Here is a 19,339-nt window from a genome sequence, read left to right as displayed (position 1 = left end):
GACAGGTCGCTGGCAGTTGTTTTTTCATCAGATTGCAGACCACCATGACAGCCCAGATCATCGACGGCAAAGCCCTCTCCGCCCAACTGCGTACCGAAGTCGCCCAGCGCGCCGCAGCCCTTATCGCCAAGGGCACCAAGCCCGGTTTGGCCGTGGTGCTGGTCGGTGACAACCAGGCCTCGCAGGTCTATGTGCGCAACAAGGTCAAGGCCTGCGAAGACGTGGGCTTTCACTCGGTGCTGGAAAAGTACGACGCCACCATGACCGAAGCCGAGCTGCTGGCCCGCGTGGATGCGCTCAACAACGACCCCAGCATCCACGGCATCCTGGTGCAGCTGCCGCTGCCCAAGCACATCGACGACCACAAGGTCATCGAAGCCATCTCTCCTTTGAAAGACGTGGACGGCTTTCACGTGGCCAGCGCGGGCGCGCTGATGGTGGGCGAAGTGGGCTTTAAGGCCTGCACGCCTTACGGCTGCATGAAGATGCTCGAATCGATTGGCATGAAGGATTTGCGCGGCAAGCACGCCGTGGTGATCGGCCGCTCCAACATCGTGGGCAAGCCCATGGCCATGATGCTGCTGGCCGCCAACGCCACCGTCACCGTCTGCCACAGCGGCACGGCTGATCTGGCCGCCATGACGCGCCAGGCCGACGTGGTAGTGGCCGCCGTGGGCAAAGTCAACGTGCTCACCGCAGACATGATCAAGCCCGGCGCGGTGGTCATTGACGTGGGCATGAACCGCAACGCCGAAGGCAAGCTGTGCGGCGACGTGGACTATGACGGCTGCAAGGAAGTGGCGGGTTTCATCACCCCCGTGCCCGGCGGCGTGGGCCCCATGACCATCACCATGCTGCTGGTCAACACCATGGAAGCTGCCGAGCGCACCGCTGCTGCCCAATAAGCCATCCGCAATCAGCCTTCGGCTGACGGACACCCACCTCCTCCGGCGCTAAGCTGGCGGAGGTTTTTTTATAGCTGCCTGCGCTGGTCCCCTTTGGTTTTTGCACATAAAACTGCTGGAAATCCAGAAACTTTCAGCGCTGACAGCTATCAAGACAATAGTTATCTTCATCCCCTTGAAACGTGCCCAGTTGGCGCAAAATGCTTGTCTATGACCAATGCTTTGCTTGAATCTACCAGTCTGCCGCTGTTTGACCGCATCACACCTGCAGACGTCGGCCCCGCCATCGACACCTTGATTGAACGCGCACAAGCGGCATTGGAGACGGTCACCGCGCCGGACTTTCCTGCCGAGTGGAGCGCCATCGCCAAGGTGCTGGACGTGGCCACCGAAAAGCTGGGCATGCAGTGGAGCGCCGTGAGCCACCTCTCCAGCGTGGCCGACAGCCCCGAGCTGCGCGCTGCCTATAACGCCGCGCTGCCCAAGATCACCGAGTTCTGGACCAATCTGGGTGCCGACGAACGCCTGTACGCCAAGTACAAGGCCATTGATGTGAACACCCTCACACCCGAGCAAAAGCAGGCCCATGCGCATTCGTTGCGCGGCTTTGTGCTGTCGGGTGCTGAGCTGCAAGGCGCTGACCGCGAGCGTTTTGCCAAGATTCAAGAGCGCAGCGCCGAGCTGGGCCAGAAGTTCAGCGAAAACACGCTGGACGCCACCGACGGCTGGAGCTACTACGCCAGCGCCGAGGAACTGGATGGCGTACCTGCCGACGTGCTGCAAGCGGCCAAAGCCGCCGCTGAAGCCGACGGCAAGGAAGGCTACAAGCTCACCCTCAAGATTCCCTCGTACCTGCCCGTGATGCAGTTTGCGCACAGCTCCAAGCTGCGCGAGACCGTGTACCGCGCCTATGTCACCCGCGCCTCTGACCAGGCCGAGGGCGAGCTGAGCAAGTACGACAACGCCGCCATCATTCAAGAAATCTTGGCGCTGCGACAAGAAGAATCCCAGCTGCTGGGCTACCAGAACTTCGCTGAAGTCTCGCTGGTGCCCAAAATGGCCCACTCGCCCCAGCAAGTCATCGACTTCCTGCGTGATCTGGCCCAGCGTGCCCGCCCCTACGCCCAAAAAGACGTGGCCGACCTGCGCACCTTTGCCAAGGCCGAGTTGGGCATTGCCGACCCACAGCCCTGGGACTGGACCTACATCTCCGAAAAGCTCAAGGAAGCGCGTTACTCCTTCAGCGAACAAGAGGTCAAGCAATACTTCACCGCACCCAAGGTGCTGGCGGGTCTGTTCAAGATCATCGAGAGCCTGTTTGACGTGAAGATCGTCAAAGACGAAGCCGCGGTCTGGAACAAGGACGTATTGTTCTACCGCCTGGAGCGCAACGGCCAGCTGGTCGGCCAGTTCTACCTGGACCAACCCGCCCGCAAGGGCAAGCGCGGTGGCGCCTGGATGGACGATGTACGCAGCCGCTGGCAGCGCCCCGACACCGGCGCGCTGCAAACGCCTGTGGCCCACATGGTCTGCAACTTTGCCGACGGTGTGGACGGCAAGCCCGCGCTGCTCACGCACGACGACGTGATCACCTTGTTCCACGAATCTGGCCACGCCTTGCACCACATGCTCACGCAAGTGAACGAGCGCGATGTCTCCGGCATCAACGGTGTGGAATGGGATGCGGTGGAGCTGCCCAGCCAGTTCATGGAAAACTTCTGCTGGGAATGGGAAGTGCTGCGCCACATGACGGCGCACGTGGACACGGGCGAGCCCCTGCCCCGCGCGTTGTACGACAAGATGCTTGCAGCCAAGAACTTCCAAGCAGGCATGGGCACGCTGCGCCAGGTCGAGTTTGCGCTGTTCGACATGCTGCTGCACGCGGGCGCCGCCAAGAATGGCGACTACCTGGCCCTGCTGCAGCAAGTGCGCGACGAAGTGGCCGTGCTGCCCACCACGGCCTACAACCGCGGCACCAACACCTTCAGCCACATCTTTGCGGGCGGCTATGCGGCCGGTTACTACAGCTACAAATGGGCCGAAGTGCTGAGCGCCGATGCCTATGCCGCGTTTGAAGAAACGCAGGCCACAGACGGTATTGCCAGTCGAACCACCGCACAAAAGTACCTGCACAACATCCTGGAGATGGGCGGCAGCCGCAGCGCCATGGACAACTTCAAGGCCTTCCGTGGCCGTGAACCCCAGCTGGATGCACTGCTACGCCACCAGGGCATGGCGGAAGCAGCCGCCGCTTAACGCTGTGGGCTGACTGCCAACAAAAAGGAGGCTCTGGCCTCCTTTTTGTTTGCGCGCACACTGCAGCTATGCAGATACTTGTTGCTGATCACGCGCTGTCGCGATGAAACCATCAGCGCCACAGCGAGTAATCAGCACCGCAATGCCTTGCTGAGCGCCTCGCAAGCCCAAGAAAGCACTTATGCTCAGCCAGCAACGTGCCGCATGGCAGTTTGGCTGGATCAGCGAAACGCCAAGCCCCCCGAACCACTCCCACCATCAGATACAACGTGCGCATCTGGTCTCTTCACCCCCGCTATCTCGATCCCCAAGGCCTGGTCGCCCTGTGGCGCGAAACCTTGCTGGCCCAAGCCGTGTTGCACGGCTTGACCAAGGGCTACACCAACCACCCGCAGTTGCTGCGTTTCAAGGCGCATGCACAGCCACTGGATGCGATTGCCAGTTATCTGCACACCGTGCAAGCGCAGGCCACGCAGCGCGGTTACCGTTTTGACGCCAGCAAGATCCTGGGGGCCACGCAGGCGACCCCCATCGCCGTGACCCACGGGCAGATCGCTTATGAATGGCAGCACTTGCTGGCCAAGCTGCAGCAGCGCAACCCGGCGCTGTATGCGCAATGGCACACCGTGCAGCAGCCTGCGCTGCACCCGCTGTTCGTGGCCGTGCCGGGCGATGTGGAAGACTGGGAAAAGCGCTAAAGCCAACACCTGCCGCGCCCTCACCGAAGCGTAGAACCCGCTGTTTTAATAGCAGGTAGCGCTTATGAATAAAGGGCTAGCGGTGCATTCGATGCTTGCTTGCAGGCCAGCCACAACACCGCCCACCGCTCTGCACGAGCTGTGTCCCTGCGGTGCGTTGGACTCACATGTCCGGGACGATGCTTTCGGCCCAGTCGTACAGCGCCCCCAAAATGGCTTCGGAGTGCTCGTCGTCCAGGGTTTCGGACAGCGCATCAATCTCGGCAAACATCTGCTCAGCAGTGCGTGCACCGCCCTCCCCGCCAATCAGCGCGGCCGCGCAGCGCTGCTGCCAGCGGTGTTGCTCTGGGGCACTCAAGCTGTCCGGCCAGTTGCGCGCACGCCAGCGGAACACCAACTCTTGAAGGCGGGCATCGTCAAAGCCGGTCTTGTCCAGTGCCAGCTCTTGCGCTGACAGCGCGCGCAACTGCGTGAGGCGGCGGCGGTCGGCCGGCACCACAAAACCGTTGTACAGGTCTTGGTCGACGTCGTGGGGGCCATGGCCGTCCAGCTTGGCGAACACCTGCTTCCACAGCATGCTCATGTCGGGCAAAGCGCGGGCTTTGACGGCGTTATCCATGCACAGTGCCGCATCCAGCCCCCACTGCGCGGCCATTTCAGGCGAGAGCGTTTTGAGGTTGCGCACCACCATGGGCGATTTGTTGGTGTGAATGCTCTTGATGGGCAGGCGCGTCACGCCTTCGGGCAGGTCTGCCGCCTTGGTGAACATGCGCAGGCGCAGCTGCTCGGCATTCAAGCTGGCCAGCTCACTGGGGTCTGCATGCAGGTCCCAGCAGATCACCTCGTTCTTGTTGGTGGGGTGCTGGGCCAGCGGCCACATCATGGCAATGCAGCCGCGCGCGGGGCTGATCATGCCGGAGACATGCAAAAACGGCCGTGCATCGATCTGCTGGGCGGGCAGGCCCATCTCGTGCAGCACCCGCTCTTTTTTGCGCAGCCCGAAGGCAAACTCGAACAGCTTGGGCTGGTGCTGCTTGATCAGCCGCGCCAGGGCGATGGTGGCGCGCACGTCGCTCAAAGCATCGTGCGCCTGTTCATGCACCAGGCCGTTGGCCCGTGCCAAGTCTTCCAGCTTGAACGACGGGCTGCCGTCTTCCTTGGTGGGCCAGACAATGCCCTGTGGGCGCAGCGCGTAAACCATGCGCACCACGTCCAGCAGATCCCAGCGGCTGCAGTCGTTTTGCCATTCGCGCGCATAGGGGTCGATCAGGTTGCGCCAGAACAGAAAGCGCGTGACTTCATCGTCAAAACGGATGGTGTTGTAGCCGACACCCACGGTGCCAGGCTGGCTGAAGGCGGCCTCAATGTGGCGGGCAAACGTGTCTTCCGGCACCCCTTCTTGCAGGCACTGCTGGGGGGTGATGCCGGTGATCAGGCAGGACTGGGCGCTGGGCAGATAGTCAGGCGCAGGCTGGCAGTACACCATGACGGGCTCGCCGACCTCGTTGAGGTCCATGTCCGTGCGAATGGCCGCAAACTGCGCGGGCCGGTCGTAGCGGGGATTGGCGCCAAAGGTTTCGTAGTCGTGCCAGAGAAAAGTGTGTTCAACCATGGCGTGGAGTATGCCTGCATGCAGCGCCAGCGCGCAGCTTGCGGTGGCCGTCTGTGGTTGGGCTGCGCCACAGTTTTCTCAAAAAGTGAGCAGCTTGCGCTTGTCTTTCCTCAGAATTCTTAACAAAACTACTTGAAATGATGAATCCACGAGCGCTAGGCGCTCACTTTCTTAAAGCAATGGAGACATCAGACGTGCCATGGAATCCCCCAGGCGTTGCACAAAGCGCTGTGGTCGGGCATAACCCACACGCCGCGCATGTTGCAGGTCTTGCTGGAACTGCTGCTCCAGCTTGTGGGTAAAGGCTTCCCCATACACCACGGCGCACACCTCGTAGTTCAGGCGAAAGCTGCGGTTGTCAAAGTTGGCCGTCCCGATGATGCCCACCATGTCGTCGACCAACATGGTTTTGGAGTGCAGCATGCTCTGGTGGTACTCAAACACCTTCACCCCGCAGCGGATCAGCTCGTCGAAATACGAGCGCGCTGCGGCCGTCACGATCCTGGAGTCAGATTTCTCGGGCACCAGCAGGCAGACATCCACCCCGCGCAGCGCCGCGTTGGTCAAGGCCAGCATGGCAGCCTCGGTCGGCACAAAGTACGGAGTGGTCAGCCACAAGCGTTTGTGCGCTGCATGGATGGCAGAGACATGCACGCGGTGGATGGCTTCCATATCGCTGTCCGGCCCGGAAGCCATGATCTGCACCACCTGATCGCCATCGGGCAAATCCGGCAGCAGCGCGTTGAGGTCGCGGGGCTCGTTCTTGCGGTTGTAGTCCAGCGCATAGCTCCAGTCCTCCAGAAAGACTGTCTGCAGCCAGTTCACCACCGGGCCTTGCAGCCGTACATGCACATCGTGGTAGGCCTGCGGCGAGATGCGCTTGTCTTCCTCATCGGTGATGTTCACCCCGCCGGTGTAGCCAATCACCCCGTCGATCACCACAATTTTGCGGTGGGTGCGAAAGTTGATGACCGGGCGCACCCGGCGGCCAAACTTGGTGGGGTGAAACAGCGCCACCTCTGCACCCGCCAACTCCAGGCTGCGCAAATGCTTGCCAGAGAGTTTTTTGGAGCCCAGCGCATCGACCAGCAAACGCACGGCCACGCCCTCTTGCGCTTTCTGGCACAGCAGTGCCAGCAAGCCCAGCCCGGTCTGATCGGGCTCAAAAATGTAGTACTCCAGATGGATGTGGTCCTGGGCCTGGCGCACGGCCTCCATGATGCTGTCAAACGTGGCCGCCCCGCCCACCAGCAGCTCCACCTGGTCGGCCGTACTGACGGGAAAGTTGGTCGAGGCGGTGACCAATTTCACCACCTGGTGCAAACGCTCAGGCGCCGTGGGCACCTTGTCCTTGAGGCGTGCGATGCTGCCGCGCACGCGTGAGCGACGGCGGCTGCGCAAGCGCCGCAGGCGCTGCCGTTTCAAACGCCGTGGCCCCAGGAAGTAGTAAATGCCAATCCCGACCACCGGGATCACCGCCATCGACAACAGCCAGCTGAGTGTGGCCACCGGCGCACGACGCTGCAGCAAAATCCAAACACCCACCACGATGACGTACAGCGTCCACAGGACGGACAGCACCAGCAAGACATGCTCATGCGTGAGCCACTGCGTTATTGCCTCCACGTCGCCTCCTGCTTGGTATGTTTGGCGCAGACTGTAGCGTGTCAGCGCGCTGCCGTGGCTTACGGCCATAAAAAAACCGACAGCTTTTGGGCTGTCGGTTGAGGTGGCTAGCGCTTATTTGGAGGTGGCGGCCTGTTCAGGCTCGGCGGGCTCCGATTTGCCTTCCGGCTGGGGCAGCGCGGTGATCTCCAAAAGCACATCGCCCTTGCCTTCGTTCGCTTCTGCGTCCCAGTCCACTTCCAGACGGCCGCCATCGACCAGTCGGCCAAACAGCAGCTCATCAGCCAAGGAGCGGCGGATGGTGTCCTGAATCAGGCGCTGCATGGGGCGTGCGCCCATGGCCGGATCAAAGCCCTTGGCAGCCAGGTGCTTGCGCAGCTTGTCGCTGAAGGTGACTTCCACCTTCTTCTCGCTCAACTGTTGCTCCAGTTGCAGCAAGAACTTGTCCACCACGCGCAGGATGATCTGCTCATCAAGCGCCTTGAAGCTGACAATCGCATCAAGGCGGTTGCGGAACTCTGGCGTGAACAGGCGTTTGATATCCGCCATTTCATCGCCGGCCTGCTTCTGGGTGGTAAAGCCCATGACCGACTTTTGCATGGCCTCGGCACCCGCATTGGTCGTCATGATGACGATGACGTTGCGGAAATCGGCCTTGCGTCCGTTGTTATCGGTCAGCGTGCCATGGTCCATCACCTGCAGCAGCACGTTGAAGATGTCCGGATGGGCTTTCTCGATTTCGTCGAGCAGCAGCACCGAATGCGGCTTCTTGGTGACCGCCTCTGTCAGCAGACCACCTTGGTCGTAGCCCACGTAACCTGGAGGCGCACCAATCAAACGGCTGACCGCGTGGCGCTCCATGTACTCGGACATGTCAAAGCGGATCAGATCGACGCCCAGGATGTAGGCCAGTTGCTTGGCAGCTTCCGTCTTGCCCACACCCGTAGGCCCGCTGAAAAGGAAGGAGCCGATGGGTTTTTCGGGCTTACCCAGGCCAGAACGCGCCATTTTGACGGCCGAGGCCAGCACTTCCAGCGCCTTGTCCTGACCGAACACCACGCTCTTGAGGTCGCGCTCCAGCGTTTGCAGCTTGCTGCGGTCATCGTTGGAGACATTGGCGGGCGGAATGCGCGCAATCTTGGCCACAATCTCTTCGATCTCCAAACGGGTGATCGTCGTTTTACGGGCCGCGGGGGCTTTCACGCGCTGGGCGGAGCCTGCCTCGTCAATCACGTCGATGGCCTTATCGGGCAAGTGACGGTCGTTGATGTACTTGGCAGACAGCTCTGCGGCGGCTTGCAAAGCCTCGGTCGAGTATTCCACGCTGTGGTGCTCTTCAAAGCGCGACTTCAGACCCTTGAGGATTTCAATGGTCTCGGGCACGGTGGGCTCCACCACATCCACTTTCTGGAAGCGACGTGACAGTGCCGAGTCCTTCTCGAAGATGCCACGATACTCAGTGAACGTTGTCGCACCAATGCATTTGAGCTGACCACTGGACAGCGCTGGCTTGAGCAGATTGGACGCATCCAAGGTACCGCCAGACGCGGCACCCGCACCAATCAGGGTGTGGATTTCATCAATGAAGAGCACGGCATTGGGCTTGTCGCGCAGCGTTTTGAGCACGCCCTTGAGGCGTTGTTCAAAATCACCACGGTATTTGGTACCCGCCAGCAAGGCGCCCATGTCCAGCGAATACACCACGGCTTCTGCCAGCACTTCGGGCACTGTGCCTTCGGTGATGCGCCACGCCAGGCCTTCAGCAATCGCAGTTTTACCCACACCGGCCTCCCCCACCAGCAAGGGGTTGTTCTTGCGGCGGCGGCACAGAATCTGGATAGTGCGTTCGACTTCGTAGTCACGGCCGATCAGGGGGTCGATCTTGCCGTCCTTGGCTGCCTGGTTCAGGTTCTGGGTGTACTGCTCCAGCGGAGAGGCTTTTTCGGCACGTTCCCCACCGGCACTACCCTCTTCACCTTCCATGGCGGAGTCTGCCTTGGCAGGCTCTGGGGGGTCTGTCTTGCGGATGCCGTGGGCGATGTAGTTCACCACGTCTAGGCGCGTCACGCCCTGCTGGTGCAGGTAGTACACGGCATGGGAGTCTTTTTCGCCAAAAATGGCGACTAGCACGTTCGCGCCAGTGACTTCCTTCTTGCCATTGCCTGTGGACTGCACATGCATGATGGCACGCTGAATCACGCGTTGAAAACCCAGAGTGGGCTGCGTATCGACCTCTTCCGCACCCGATACCTGGGGGGTGTTGTCTTTAATGAAGTTGCTCAGCGACGCGCGCAAATCATCAATATTGGCCGAGCAGGCGCGCAGCACATCGGAAGCGCTGGGGTTGTCCAGCAGCGCTTGCAGCAAATGTTCTACGGTAATGAATTCATGGCGCTGCTGACGAGCTTCCACAAACGCCATGTGCAAGCTGACTTCCAGTTCTTGGGCAATCATGTACGAACTCCTTTGTGCTTGCGGTTTACGAGACTGTATCCATAGGTCGGGGCGAACACCATTTATTCAATAGGCTCGCTCACAGCTTGCAGTGGATGGCCTGCCTGCTGAGCAGCTTGCAATACTTGCTCCACTTTGGTGGTCGCAATATCGCGGGAATAGACGCCACAAACGCCGCGCCCATCGAGATGGATTTTGAGCATGATTTGCGTCGCCTGTTCCCTGTCTTTGCTAAAGAATTCTTGTAACACCACGATCACAAACTCCATGGGGGTGAAGTCATCATTGAGCATAACCACTTGGTACATCGGAGGTGGCGCAATCTTCTGGGTGCGCCGTTCCATCACGACCGAATTGCCATCATCTTCATGGGAGATCTGGTCTGGCAACGAAGGACGATTTGGAGGTTGTTGGGTAGCCATGAATTTCATTCTAGCGATCAGCCCAGAGCCATTCTTTACGGGGTTCTCTGGGCTGGCAAAGGGAAGTTTCGAGAAACATCTTGTAGGACACCATGGGTTGGTGGACTACATGAGCCAATTAAGCACCGCGCCACACGATCTGGCAGCCGGTATTACCCGCTTCGGCCCGCCAGGCAGCTAGCGCTGCATCACTGGGGTAGAACTTGTGCTTGTCTCCCAGATCCAGCTCTGCCACAGCAGCCTGCCCGTCTGCCGCGCAACGTACGCCCAGTCGAATTTTCAGGCCGTGGCGCAATTCGCCCTCGTCGGTTTGCTCCAGCTTGGCGGGGAATTCACGCAGCAGGCGCTGAATGTCTGGCACCTTGTGCGCAGCATCCACTTGCAGGTAGCGCGCAAAACGGCAGCGCGCATCGGCCAAGCCAAACACTTTTTGGGCTTTCACACGCAAGCCACCGCTGAAGTGGTCATGTTGCACACGCCCAGTCAGCACCACGAATTCGTCGTCCTTGAGCAAATCGCTGTGCGCATTCAATGTCGCTTCATCGATCGATGCTTCCAGCACCATGCTTTTGTCATCGAGTTTGAACAGGCACAGCTTGCCGCGCTGCCCGTTGATCACGCGCAGGTCGCTGACGATGCCGGCCAACAGCTGGGGCTCACGGCTGTCACCCAGTTCATTCAACGGGGTGCGGATGAAATGGCGCACTTCATGCTCCACTTCATCAAACAGATGCCCGGACAGGTAAAAACCAACTGCGGTTTTTTCCAGGGTCAAACGCTCTTTCACGCCCCAGGGCAAAACCTCGGCCAACGCGGGCTCTTGGTTGCTGGAGCCTTGGGCGTCATCCCCCATCATGTCAAACAAGCCGCCTTGGTTGGCATTCGCCAGTTGGGCATTGGCATACTCAAAAGCAGTGTCAATCGATGCCACCAGCGCAGCACGATCTAGGTGGATACTGTCAAAACCGCCCGCCTTGATCAGTGCTTCCACCGTGCGCTTATTCAATTTGCTGCGATCCACCCGTGCGCAGAAGTCACACAGGCTCTTGAACGGGCCTTTGACATGACCGTCTGGCCCCACACCCTGGCCTTCACGCGCGGCCACAATGGCTTCAATCGCCTGTTGACCCGTGCCTTTGACAGCCCCCAGCCCATAGCGAATGACTTTGTCAGTGACCGGCTCAAACCGGTGCACACCACGATTCACATCCGGCATCTCGAACGTCATGCCTTGTTTGAGCGCATCCTCATACAAGACCTTCAGTTTGTCGGTGTTGTCCATTTCCACGGTCATATTCCCGCAGTAGAACTCGGCGGTGTAATGCACCTTGAGCCAGGCTGTGTGGTAAGCCAGCAAAGAGTAAGCCGCAGCGTGTGACTTGTTAAAGCCATAGCCCGCAAACTTTTCCATCAAGTCGAAAACCTCACCGGCTTTGTTCTCGTCGATGCCTTGCTTGGCAGCGCCTTCGCAGAAAGTGGCACGGTGCTTGACCATTTCCTCCACTTTCTTCTTGCCCATGGCTCGGCGCAGCAAGTCAGCGCCACCCAACGAGTAGCCACCCAGCACCTGTGCGGTCTGCATCACCTGCTCTTGGTAGACCATGATGCCGTAGGTCTCGGACAGCACCTTCTCGACCAGCGGGTGTGGATACTCAATCTCTTCGCGCCCATGTTTACGGGCCACGAAAGATGGAATCAGATCCATAGGGCCTGGGCGATACAAGGCGTTCAGCGCAATCAGATCTTCCAGGCGTGAAGGCTTCGCGTCGCGCAACATGCCCTGCATGCCGCGCGATTCAAACTGGAACACAGCTTCGGTTTTGCCCTCTTGGAAAAGCTTGTAGGTGGGGTAGTCGTCCAGCGGAATTTCTTCAAACTTGAAGTTTTCCTGCCCCTTGTGGCGCTTCATGATGAATTCGCGCGCAATTTCAAGGATGGTCAGTGTTGCCAGGCCCAAGAAGTCAAACTTCACCAAGCCCACTTGCTCCACGTCGTCCTTGTCGAACATGGCCACCGCTGACTCACTGCCCGGCTGCTGGTACATCGGGCAAAAATCGGTGATCTTGCCCGGAGCAATCACCACGCCCCCTGCGTGCATACCGATATTGCGCGTCATACCCTCGAGCTTTTGCGCCAGCTCAATCAGGTTCTTGACATCCTCTTCCTGCTCTATGCGCTGCGCCAAAACTGGCTCTGCCTCAATCGCATAGGTGTATTTATCCCCTTCTTTTTTGGGATTCGGTGGATATTTCAACGTCACGTGCAAGCCCGGCTTATTCGGAATGAGCTTGGAAATACCGTCGCAGAAGGTATAACTCATGTCCATGGCACGGCCTACGTCGCGAATGACCGCACGTGCGGCCATGGTACCGAAGGTGGCGATCTGGCTCACCGCATTGCGCCCGTAGCGATCCTTCACGTAATCAATGACGCGATCGCGATTGGCCTGGCAAAAGTCCACGTCGAAGTCAGGCATCGACACGCGCTCTGGGTTCAAGAAGCGCTCGAACAGCAAGTTGTAATAAATGGGATCCAGGTCGGTAATCTTGAGCACATAAGCGACCAGCGAGCCTGCGCCAGATCCGCGTCCTGGCCCCACTGGACAACCGTTGTTCTTGGCCCAGTTGATAAAGTCCGCCACGATCAGGAAGTAGCCGGGAAAGCCCATCTTCAAGATGATGCCCAGCTCAAACTCCAGACGCTCCACATACTCGGGGCGCTTGCTGTTGCGCAGCGCCACATCGGGGAACAGTAATGCCAAGCGGGCCTCCAGCCCTTCGTAGGAAGCCTGCCGGAAATACTCCGCAATCGTCATATTGCCTGGCGCGGGGAAGTCCGGCAGGTAATACGTACCGAGCTGCAGCTGGACGCTGCAGCGGCGGGCAATCTCGTGCGTGTTTTCAATGGCGGAAGGAATGTCCGCAAACAGTGCTTCCATGTCTGCACTGTTCTTAAAATATTGCTCCCGGGTAAATCGACGCACCCGCTTGGGGTTGGCCAGCACTTCACCTTCAGAAATACACACCCGCGTCTCATGCGAATCGAAATCGCTCGGCTTCGAGAACTGAATCGGGTGCGTCGCGACCACCGGCAAATTCAGGCGCGCAGCCAGCTGCACGGTCTGCACCACCAGCTTTTCATCATCCGAACGCCCTGCGCGCTGCAATTCCAGATAAAAACGGTGTGGGAACATGCTGGCCAGTTGCAGCGCCATATCTGCAGCGCCCTTGTTATCACCACGCAGCAATAACTGGCCGACCAGCCCGGCATTGGCACCCGACAGCAAGATCAGGCCTTCGCCCAGCTCTTTGAGCCATTCCCACTTGAAAAATGGCTGCGCCTGTACCTTGGAGACATTGCCCGTCCAGCCACGCGCCAAAATTTCTGACAGATTGTGGTAACCCAACTGGCTTTGCACCAGCACCAGAACGCGGCTGGTATCACCATCTGCGCCCCAGCCCTCCATATTGAGCTCAGTGCCTAAAATGGGTTTCACCCCTTTGCCACGGCCCGCTTTGTAGAATTTCAAGCTGCCGAACATATTGTTCAGGTCTGTAATAGCCAGGGCTGGCTGGCCATCTGCCGCAGCGGCATTGACCACATCATTGATACGACACGTTCCATCGATGACGGAAAACTCGGAGTGCAGGCGCAGGTGAACAAACATGTATGCATTGTAGGAACACCCTGCCCCCTGCGCCCCAACTTCTTTGCAAGTCCGTAGCATTCATGGGCCGCACCCTGCTTGCTGGGCAGAAGATTTAGCCCTATACAATGCAGCACGCATTGCAGACGGTATCGAGCTTATTTGACACCGTCGTCTCACTAGAACTTATGACAATTCCTGTCCGAAAGCTGTTCGCCATGCCGCGTATTTCACGTCCTGTTCTTGCTGTTGTTTTCACAGCTGGCCTGCTGGCTGGCTGCTCCGCGACCAAAGATGACCCAACCGCAAACTGGACGCCCGACCGCATCTACACCGAAGCACGCGATGAAGTACAAGCAGGCGGCTTTGACAAGGCCGTACCACTGTTTGAAAAGCTCGAAGGCCGTGCTGCCGGCACGCCTTTGGCCCAGCAAGCCCAAATCGAGAAGGCTTATGCCCAGTACAAGGCTGGCGAAAAAGAACAAGCCCACGCCACTTTGGACCGATTCATTCGCCTGCACCCTGCCAGCCCTGCCATCGATTACGCGCTGTACCTCAAGGGACTGGTGAACTTCAACGACAACCTGGGCATGTTTGCCTGGCTGTCGCGCCAAGACTTGTCCGAGCGTGACCAAAAAGCCGCCAAAGATTCGTATGAATCCTTCAATGAGCTGGTCAACCGTTTCCCCCAGTCGCGCTACGCACCTGATGCACGCCAGCGCATGACTTACATCGTTAACTCACTGGCGCAGTATGAAGTCCACGTGGCTCGCTACTACTACAAGCGTGGTGCTTACGTGGCTGCCATTGCCCGCGCCCAAACAGCGCTGGCCGACTACCAAGGCGTTCCAGCCACGCAAGAGGCGCTGGACATTCTGGTCAACTCTTACGACAAACTGGGCATGACCGATTTGCGCGACGATGCCAAGCGCGTGCGTGAGGGCAACTACGCCAATGCACCTGATGCCACCCAAGCGCCCCAGAAGAAAGGCCCTTGGTGGAAGCTTTGGTGATTCGGCGCTAAGCCACTGCTCAAGATGTCAGTTTTCAAAGGGAATTAGCGTACTAATTCCCTTTTTCGCTTTTGACACCAACAAATGCTGCTATAGTTAACGCTTCGAACAAACACAGGCGCGTAGCTCAGTTGGTTAGAGCACCACCTTGACATGGTGGGGGTCGTTGGTTCGAATCCAATCGCGCCTACCAAACATCGCAAGCATTTACCAAGCTTGCAAACGAAGTGCCCACTAACAAGTGGGCATTTTTGTTTCTGCAGTATGAAAAAAGTATGAAAACTGTTCGCGGAAAACGGCGCTCAAACAGATACTTTTACGCACAAACTTGTACTTTTCGTACAACGCTTCCCCGCCATTTTTTGCTCTTCTCCACGCGCTTCGAGCTCTCAGAGGCCGCTTTAGGCTGGTTGCAGTCGTACAACTCAACAACGCCAATGACTCCTGATGTCCGAAGCAGTCATTGCGCAGCGGCTTCTCCACATGTCTTTTCAGATTTCAAAGCTGTCTGCAAAAAACTGATCGATTCAGATTGCTCCCGGTCTACAGAGCCCGGAGCCGTTCAGTCCGCAGCACCTATTAAAATCGGTCTACAAACCTGTTAGCGTTTTGGCTCTCCGATGACGGCGATAAGGCAGACGCTAAGTGGTGGCTATACTGCAGGGAGGGAGCGGTACAGGATTCCATGTGACTGACGACAAACAACGTATTGAGTTCGCAAAATGGCAGTTTGAACGGACGCTGCACTGGATCACGACAGCCGATGCCAAGGTCGGTGTGGCCATGGCATTGGTCACCGCGATGCTTGGTGGACTGGCGGCTGCCTTTGCCGCGTCCGATGCAGCAGAACGGACAGTATGGGGCTATCTAGCTGCGTTGAGTGCGGCTGGCACTTTGGTTATGGCAGTTTTCTGTGCTGGAATGGCCGCTATACCTCGGACACGAGGGCCACTGCATTCGCTGATATTCTTTGCTCGCATTCAGGAGCATTCAATCGAAGACTATGTGAATAAGGTGGAGCTGCTGACAGAGAAGCAACTGCTGGATGATCTCGCTAGGCAGATTCATCGCAATGCTGAGATTGCGTGTGACAAGCATTCTTGGGTACGCAAGAGTTTGCTTTGGTCATTCTGGGGGGCAATTCCATGGTCTCTTGCCATTGTGATGCTTGTCAAGACCTGATACGACCTTCCAAACCACTATAGCTGCCTATGCGCTTATGGCTGCAATGGACAGTTGTTACATGTGCCGCAACATTTCATACCAGCCACTTGCGTCTTGAAGGCGGCGTCTTCCTTCTTCCAGTCTCTTAGCGAAATCACCAACGCACTGGCGTGTTTCGCGTGCTCACCGCAGCGGCGTAGACGTTTTGGGGTTTTGAGGCTAAGAGGATCGCAGAAGCAGCGCTGCTTCTGCCGGAGTACTTTCTGTGTCGATTCCCACACGCTGTAGAGCAGTGAGTCGCCAAACCACAGATCCAAGATGCGACGTTTGTCTCGTGACCGTCGTTCCTTAATGCTCAGCAGTCCATCGGCCAGGGCTTCAGGAAATCGCGAACCTAGCGCGTTGGCAGCCGCTTGTGCTTTTGCCTGGTGCTGTGCTGCGCTCCCGTGAGCCCAGTGTTCACTATTCGGCCAAGCCCGTTTGTTGCGAGCACGCTCTTGCAATTTCAGGAATTTGTAAACTACCTCGAGCCAGTCCGTGGCAGTTGCTTCATCCACGACATCCAATTGTGTCGCACCAGGAAAGTAGAGGCAAAAGGTACCGTCAAAATTGATGTGTCGCTCTGGACAGAAGGCGGGGAGATTCTTGGGAGTTTCCTCACGAACAGAGACGCTCGCTCCAGACTGATCCAAGCGTAATGCGTACGGAATAATCTGACCGCCTACCCGCTTAATTGGAAGATCCAGAATGCCGGAACTTGGAGACGTGAGCAATAGGCTCCCCCAAAACTGGGGGGCAGCTTGCGCAATGTAATGCAGAGCCTGGCTCAAGTGGTGTCCTTAGTTCAGCGAACCACGTTCGCGTATGGCCGCACCTCGCGTTCGCTTGCTCGTTGGATGGCAGGAGCTTCTGCATAAGCTGCGGCGCGTGCATTCTTTGCAGCTTGATCACCGTTGTCGGCAAGGCCCTCGGTAGCCTCGTCGTAATCCAGATTTACCACCTTGAGGGTTTTGCCAAAGAGCTTCCGTACAGCGTTGGAACCAGCATCGTAAGCAGCCTGTCCGATTGCGGTTTCATTCCCCTTGCAATCACACTGGCGGTTCTCTGAATTGAGAACTTTCCTCCCGATCGCGCAACGAACGCGATGTCCCTTGGTGCCTAGACGAGTGACCGAAACCGGGCCAAGATCAAAGCCGATCGCCAATCCCAGGTCGCCAGTGCTGTAACCCATTTCGGTCAAGCGCTTAATGCTGAGATTGAAGCTGCTGCGCAGTGCGCCAGCCAAGCGTGTAGCCTCAGATACAGACAGTTCCTCATCTGTGGCGTGGGCCGTGCCGTCGGCGTAGAGGCCGTGTACGCAATCACCGATGAAGCGAACTCGACGCCCTTGGAAGTCTGCCGTCACCACGCGCTCCAGTTCCGCACGCAAGACGTGGAGTGTGCGGACGACATCCTCCGCGTTGTCATCTATGTGGTCGGCTACGTACTTAGTAAAGCCATCGATATCCGCATAGATGCTGATCATCTCTTGGCGCTTCGAATTGGCCGGCGTTAGCACGGAGATGTCCATGTCTTTCAGCGGTGGCGTCTGGCGCGTGAACTGATAGTTGCCGATGGGGTTCTTCTTCATGTCATCAAGCCATTCCTGGACGATCTCATCCGCTGAGAAATCCAGCTTGGCCGCATCCTGGCATGTCTTGATCTCCTCGATCGAGAGAGCGTGCTTCTCCGGCGCATCCTTCTCTTCCATGCCAATCACCGTTCGCGCGGCATTCGTCAAGAAGATGCCCTTGGGCTTGTTGTTGCTGGCGAGCTTGGCAGCGTGATTGGCGGGGTCGCCTAGGAAAAGTGGCTCGCGATACCCATTGCGTCCGTTGTTGACGGCAAGTGCCAGACCCGTGTCGATGCCGATGCGTACCTTGGCGTCGGGGATTTGCTCATCCGTATCCCCAGTTTGCGCCAGTACATCAATGATGAGCTGTGCTGTCGCAACTGCGCGCTGAACACGCTTCTTCTCCGCGTCGGCTTCGCTGTTGTATGGCTTGGTGAAAAGGGAGTGTAGGCGTTGGCTGTGGAAGTCTACGCGACGAGCATCGACCCTTTCCAAGATGCGCTTCACTGCACGGTAGTGTTGATCTAGGAAGCGCAGGGTGCGCTTATGGCAGTCAGTACCTTCAACCTCAGTGATATTGAGCATGTCCTCAAGATTCTGGATGTCGGCATACATATGAACTCCATCCACGCGATACGCTACGTTCGTTGGAATCGACTCCAGTGACATCTCGCGGGTGTAGTCCTTAATCTTCACGGATTCCACATCGGCCATTTTCTTGTCGATGTGTTCGGCAGCTCGGTCTTCATTCCAGTTCTTGGTCACTGACTTCTCCTAGGAAAGAGGCGTACGTAAATGGATGGGTTTGGCGACGGTATTGGGAACTTATTACCGGGGGCCGAGTTCGTTGAACAGCTCACGCAGTCGATTGCAAGTAGTGCTTACGTTTGATGCTGGGTCTCGATCATTGCGATAACCGATCGTCGTGAGGCCCGAAAGATCTGAAGGAAGATGAACCTCTTCGCCGCGCGGCTCCAGAAGTATTGAACGAAGTCGACCCAGGCGCCCAACAAAATGACCAAGCTCAAAAATCACGTTGTCACGCGGAGTATCTTTAGTCACGCCGCGCGCTGTTGTGACAGAGTCATCAGGCTGAGCGATTGCTATTGCAAAATCGCTCTCGTCCAGTTGATCCTCCAGACTCTCAATAGGGTACTTAGAAGCACGAAAGACGCCATCTGCCCAGATCTTTACGAAGACTTTGTCGTGCTCCAGTTGCATCTCGATCGCGCGCGCAATGGGCAGCGCTTCGACAGAGCAGATGATGAAAACACGGGCAGATTGATGCGCAGGCCGCACAAGGTTGTTGCGCTGGTGTAAGCGATCAACTAATTGCCTTGTGATCTGCTGCCACATCCTTGGGTACTTGTTTGCAGCCTCCTTGAAATCCTGTGAAGAGACTTTAAGCACTACGGAGGGTTCTAGAGCGACAACTGTGGCTGAGCGAGAAGCAGTGGATACAACTGCGGACATTTCTCCCACTAACTCAGTGGGACCTCGTTTCGCCACTTCGCGTCCATGTACTTTTACCTGAAACTGACCTGTGAGGATGAAGAACACGTCCGAATCATGCGCGCCCTGATTGATGATGGCGGTGCCCATCGCTACTGACATAGGTGTCCCTACGTCGGCGAGCTGAGCGGCCAGGGCGTCATTCCCTAAAACGATGCGTTGTTGTAATAAAGCCTCCTCTAACGCAGCCCGCCCCTCCGTTGCTTCGAACCGCTTGAGCATCTCTACACACTCCATCTCTGCACCCTTTTGATATTCGAAATGAATCTTCTCTTTGCGTACTGAGTTAACCTGAGACTTGTTAGCACTCTTCTATCTCGAGTGCTAACAAATGTATCGGGCGGTATTCGCTGTGTCAATTCGATGGGTAGGCTCCGACTCCTAGCTGCGGTTGTTGAGCCCAGAAAAATCAACGGCTA

Annotated in this window: 13 protein-coding genes and 1 tRNA gene; 6 read left to right on the top strand and 8 right to left on the bottom strand. The window is 57.7% G+C overall.

Annotated elements, in window-relative coordinates; genetic code table 11:
* The first annotated feature begins 44 nt into the window (after nt 1–44).
* The 3 genes from folD to AC27VO_RS11425 all read left to right on the top strand — a co-directional run bounded on the left by folD (nt 45) and on the right by AC27VO_RS11425 (nt 3,859).
* Complete coding sequence (gene folD, locus AC27VO_RS11435) at nt 45–905, top strand: bifunctional methylenetetrahydrofolate dehydrogenase/methenyltetrahydrofolate cyclohydrolase FolD (RefSeq protein WP_488666839.1); 861 nt, start codon at nt 45–47, stop codon at nt 903–905.
* 210 nt (nt 906–1,115) lie between these two features.
* Nucleotides 1,116–3,161, top strand: coding sequence for a M3 family metallopeptidase (locus AC27VO_RS11430; RefSeq protein ID WP_488666838.1), 2,046 nt, complete (start codon nt 1,116–1,118; stop codon nt 3,159–3,161).
* 269 nt (nt 3,162–3,430) lie between these two features.
* A complete protein-coding gene (locus tag AC27VO_RS11425; RefSeq protein ID WP_488666837.1) occupies nt 3,431–3,859 on the top strand; it encodes a pyrimidine dimer DNA glycosylase/endonuclease V in 429 nt (142 codons plus the stop codon).
* Nucleotides 3,860–4,022: 163 nt separating this feature from the next.
* On the opposite strand, the gene sbcB is transcribed toward AC27VO_RS11425, so the two are convergent.
* The 5 genes from sbcB to dnaE all read right to left on the bottom strand — a co-directional run bounded on the left by sbcB (nt 4,023) and on the right by dnaE (nt 13,640).
* Nucleotides 4,023–5,471, bottom strand: a complete 1,449-nt coding sequence (sbcB, locus tag AC27VO_RS11420) for an exodeoxyribonuclease I (protein WP_488666836.1) — start codon at nt 5,469–5,471, stop codon at nt 4,023–4,025.
* A gap of 171 nt (nt 5,472–5,642) precedes the next feature.
* Nucleotides 5,643–7,097, bottom strand: coding sequence for a cardiolipin synthase (cls, locus tag AC27VO_RS11415; RefSeq protein WP_488666835.1), 1,455 nt, complete (start codon nt 7,095–7,097; stop codon nt 5,643–5,645).
* A gap of 114 nt (nt 7,098–7,211) precedes the next feature.
* Entirely contained in the window at nt 7,212–9,551 is a 2,340-nt protein-coding gene (gene clpA, locus AC27VO_RS11410) for an ATP-dependent Clp protease ATP-binding subunit ClpA (RefSeq protein WP_488666834.1), read from the bottom strand.
* Between the two features lie 62 nt (nt 9,552–9,613).
* Nucleotides 9,614–9,982, bottom strand: a complete 369-nt coding sequence (clpS, locus tag AC27VO_RS11405) for an ATP-dependent Clp protease adapter ClpS (RefSeq protein ID WP_488666833.1) — start codon at nt 9,980–9,982, stop codon at nt 9,614–9,616.
* Between the two features lie 109 nt (nt 9,983–10,091).
* Nucleotides 10,092–13,640, bottom strand: a complete 3,549-nt coding sequence (gene dnaE, locus AC27VO_RS11400) for a DNA polymerase III subunit alpha (protein WP_488666832.1) — start codon at nt 13,638–13,640, stop codon at nt 10,092–10,094.
* Between the two features lie 197 nt (nt 13,641–13,837).
* On the opposite strand from dnaE, the gene AC27VO_RS11395 reads away from it, so the two are divergent.
* The 3 genes from AC27VO_RS11395 to AC27VO_RS11385 all read left to right on the top strand — a co-directional run bounded on the left by AC27VO_RS11395 (nt 13,838) and on the right by AC27VO_RS11385 (nt 15,814).
* A complete protein-coding gene (locus tag AC27VO_RS11395) occupies nt 13,838–14,632 on the top strand; it encodes an outer membrane protein assembly factor BamD (protein WP_488666889.1) in 795 nt (264 codons plus the stop codon).
* Nucleotides 14,633–14,748: 116 nt separating this feature from the next.
* A tRNA-Val gene (locus AC27VO_RS11390) sits at nt 14,749–14,825 on the top strand.
* Between the two features lie 494 nt (nt 14,826–15,319).
* Nucleotides 15,320–15,814, top strand: coding sequence for a Pycsar system effector family protein (locus tag AC27VO_RS11385; RefSeq protein WP_488666831.1), 495 nt, complete (start codon nt 15,320–15,322; stop codon nt 15,812–15,814).
* Between the two features lie 35 nt (nt 15,815–15,849).
* Here AC27VO_RS11385 and AC27VO_RS11380 read toward each other — a convergent pair whose 3' ends face one another.
* From AC27VO_RS11380 to AC27VO_RS11370, 3 genes are all read right to left on the bottom strand, one after another.
* On the bottom strand, nt 15,850–16,626 hold the full coding sequence (locus AC27VO_RS11380) for an E2 domain-associated cysteine-rich protein (RefSeq protein WP_488666830.1): 777 nt from the start codon (nt 16,624–16,626) through the stop codon (nt 15,850–15,852).
* A 14-nt stretch (nt 16,627–16,640) separates the two neighbouring features.
* Nucleotides 16,641–18,173, bottom strand: coding sequence for an adenylate/guanylate cyclase domain-containing protein (locus tag AC27VO_RS11375; protein WP_488666829.1), 1,533 nt, complete (start codon nt 18,171–18,173; stop codon nt 16,641–16,643).
* A 63-nt stretch (nt 18,174–18,236) separates the two neighbouring features.
* Nucleotides 18,237–19,142: a TIR domain-containing protein gene (locus AC27VO_RS11370; RefSeq protein ID WP_488666828.1), complete on the bottom strand. Its 906-nt coding sequence runs from the start codon at nt 19,140–19,142 to the stop codon at nt 18,237–18,239.
* Nucleotides 19,143–19,339: the final 197 nt, after the last annotated feature.

It is taken from the genome of Comamonas sp. 14P8.1.4 (assembly GCF_057799285.1).
The sequence above is the reverse complement of the archived record's forward strand: the minus strand, read 5'-3'. Positions and strand labels throughout refer to the sequence as shown.

What these genes read in the sequence shown, in the direction of transcription:
- folD (WP_488666839.1), top strand. Translation starts at nt 45, where the DNA reads ATGACAGCCCAGATCATCGACGGCAAAGCCCTCTCCGCCCAACTGCGT.
- sbcB (WP_488666836.1), bottom strand. Translation starts at nt 5,471, where the DNA reads ATGGTTGAACACACTTTTCTCTGGCACGACTACGAAACCTTTGGCGCC.
- dnaE (WP_488666832.1), bottom strand. Translation starts at nt 13,640, where the DNA reads ATGTTTGTTCACCTGCGCCTGCACTCCGAGTTTTCCGTCATCGATGGA.
- AC27VO_RS11430 (WP_488666838.1), top strand. Translation starts at nt 1,116, where the DNA reads ATGACCAATGCTTTGCTTGAATCTACCAGTCTGCCGCTGTTTGACCGC.
- AC27VO_RS11395 (WP_488666889.1), top strand. Translation starts at nt 13,838, where the DNA reads ATGCCGCGTATTTCACGTCCTGTTCTTGCTGTTGTTTTCACAGCTGGC.
- AC27VO_RS11370 (WP_488666828.1), bottom strand. Translation starts at nt 19,142, where the DNA reads ATGCTCAAGCGGTTCGAAGCAACGGAGGGGCGGGCTGCGTTAGAGGAG.
- clpS (WP_488666833.1), bottom strand. Translation starts at nt 9,982, where the DNA reads ATGAAATTCATGGCTACCCAACAACCTCCAAATCGTCCTTCGTTGCCA.
- clpA (WP_488666834.1), bottom strand. Translation starts at nt 9,551, where the DNA reads ATGATTGCCCAAGAACTGGAAGTCAGCTTGCACATGGCGTTTGTGGAA.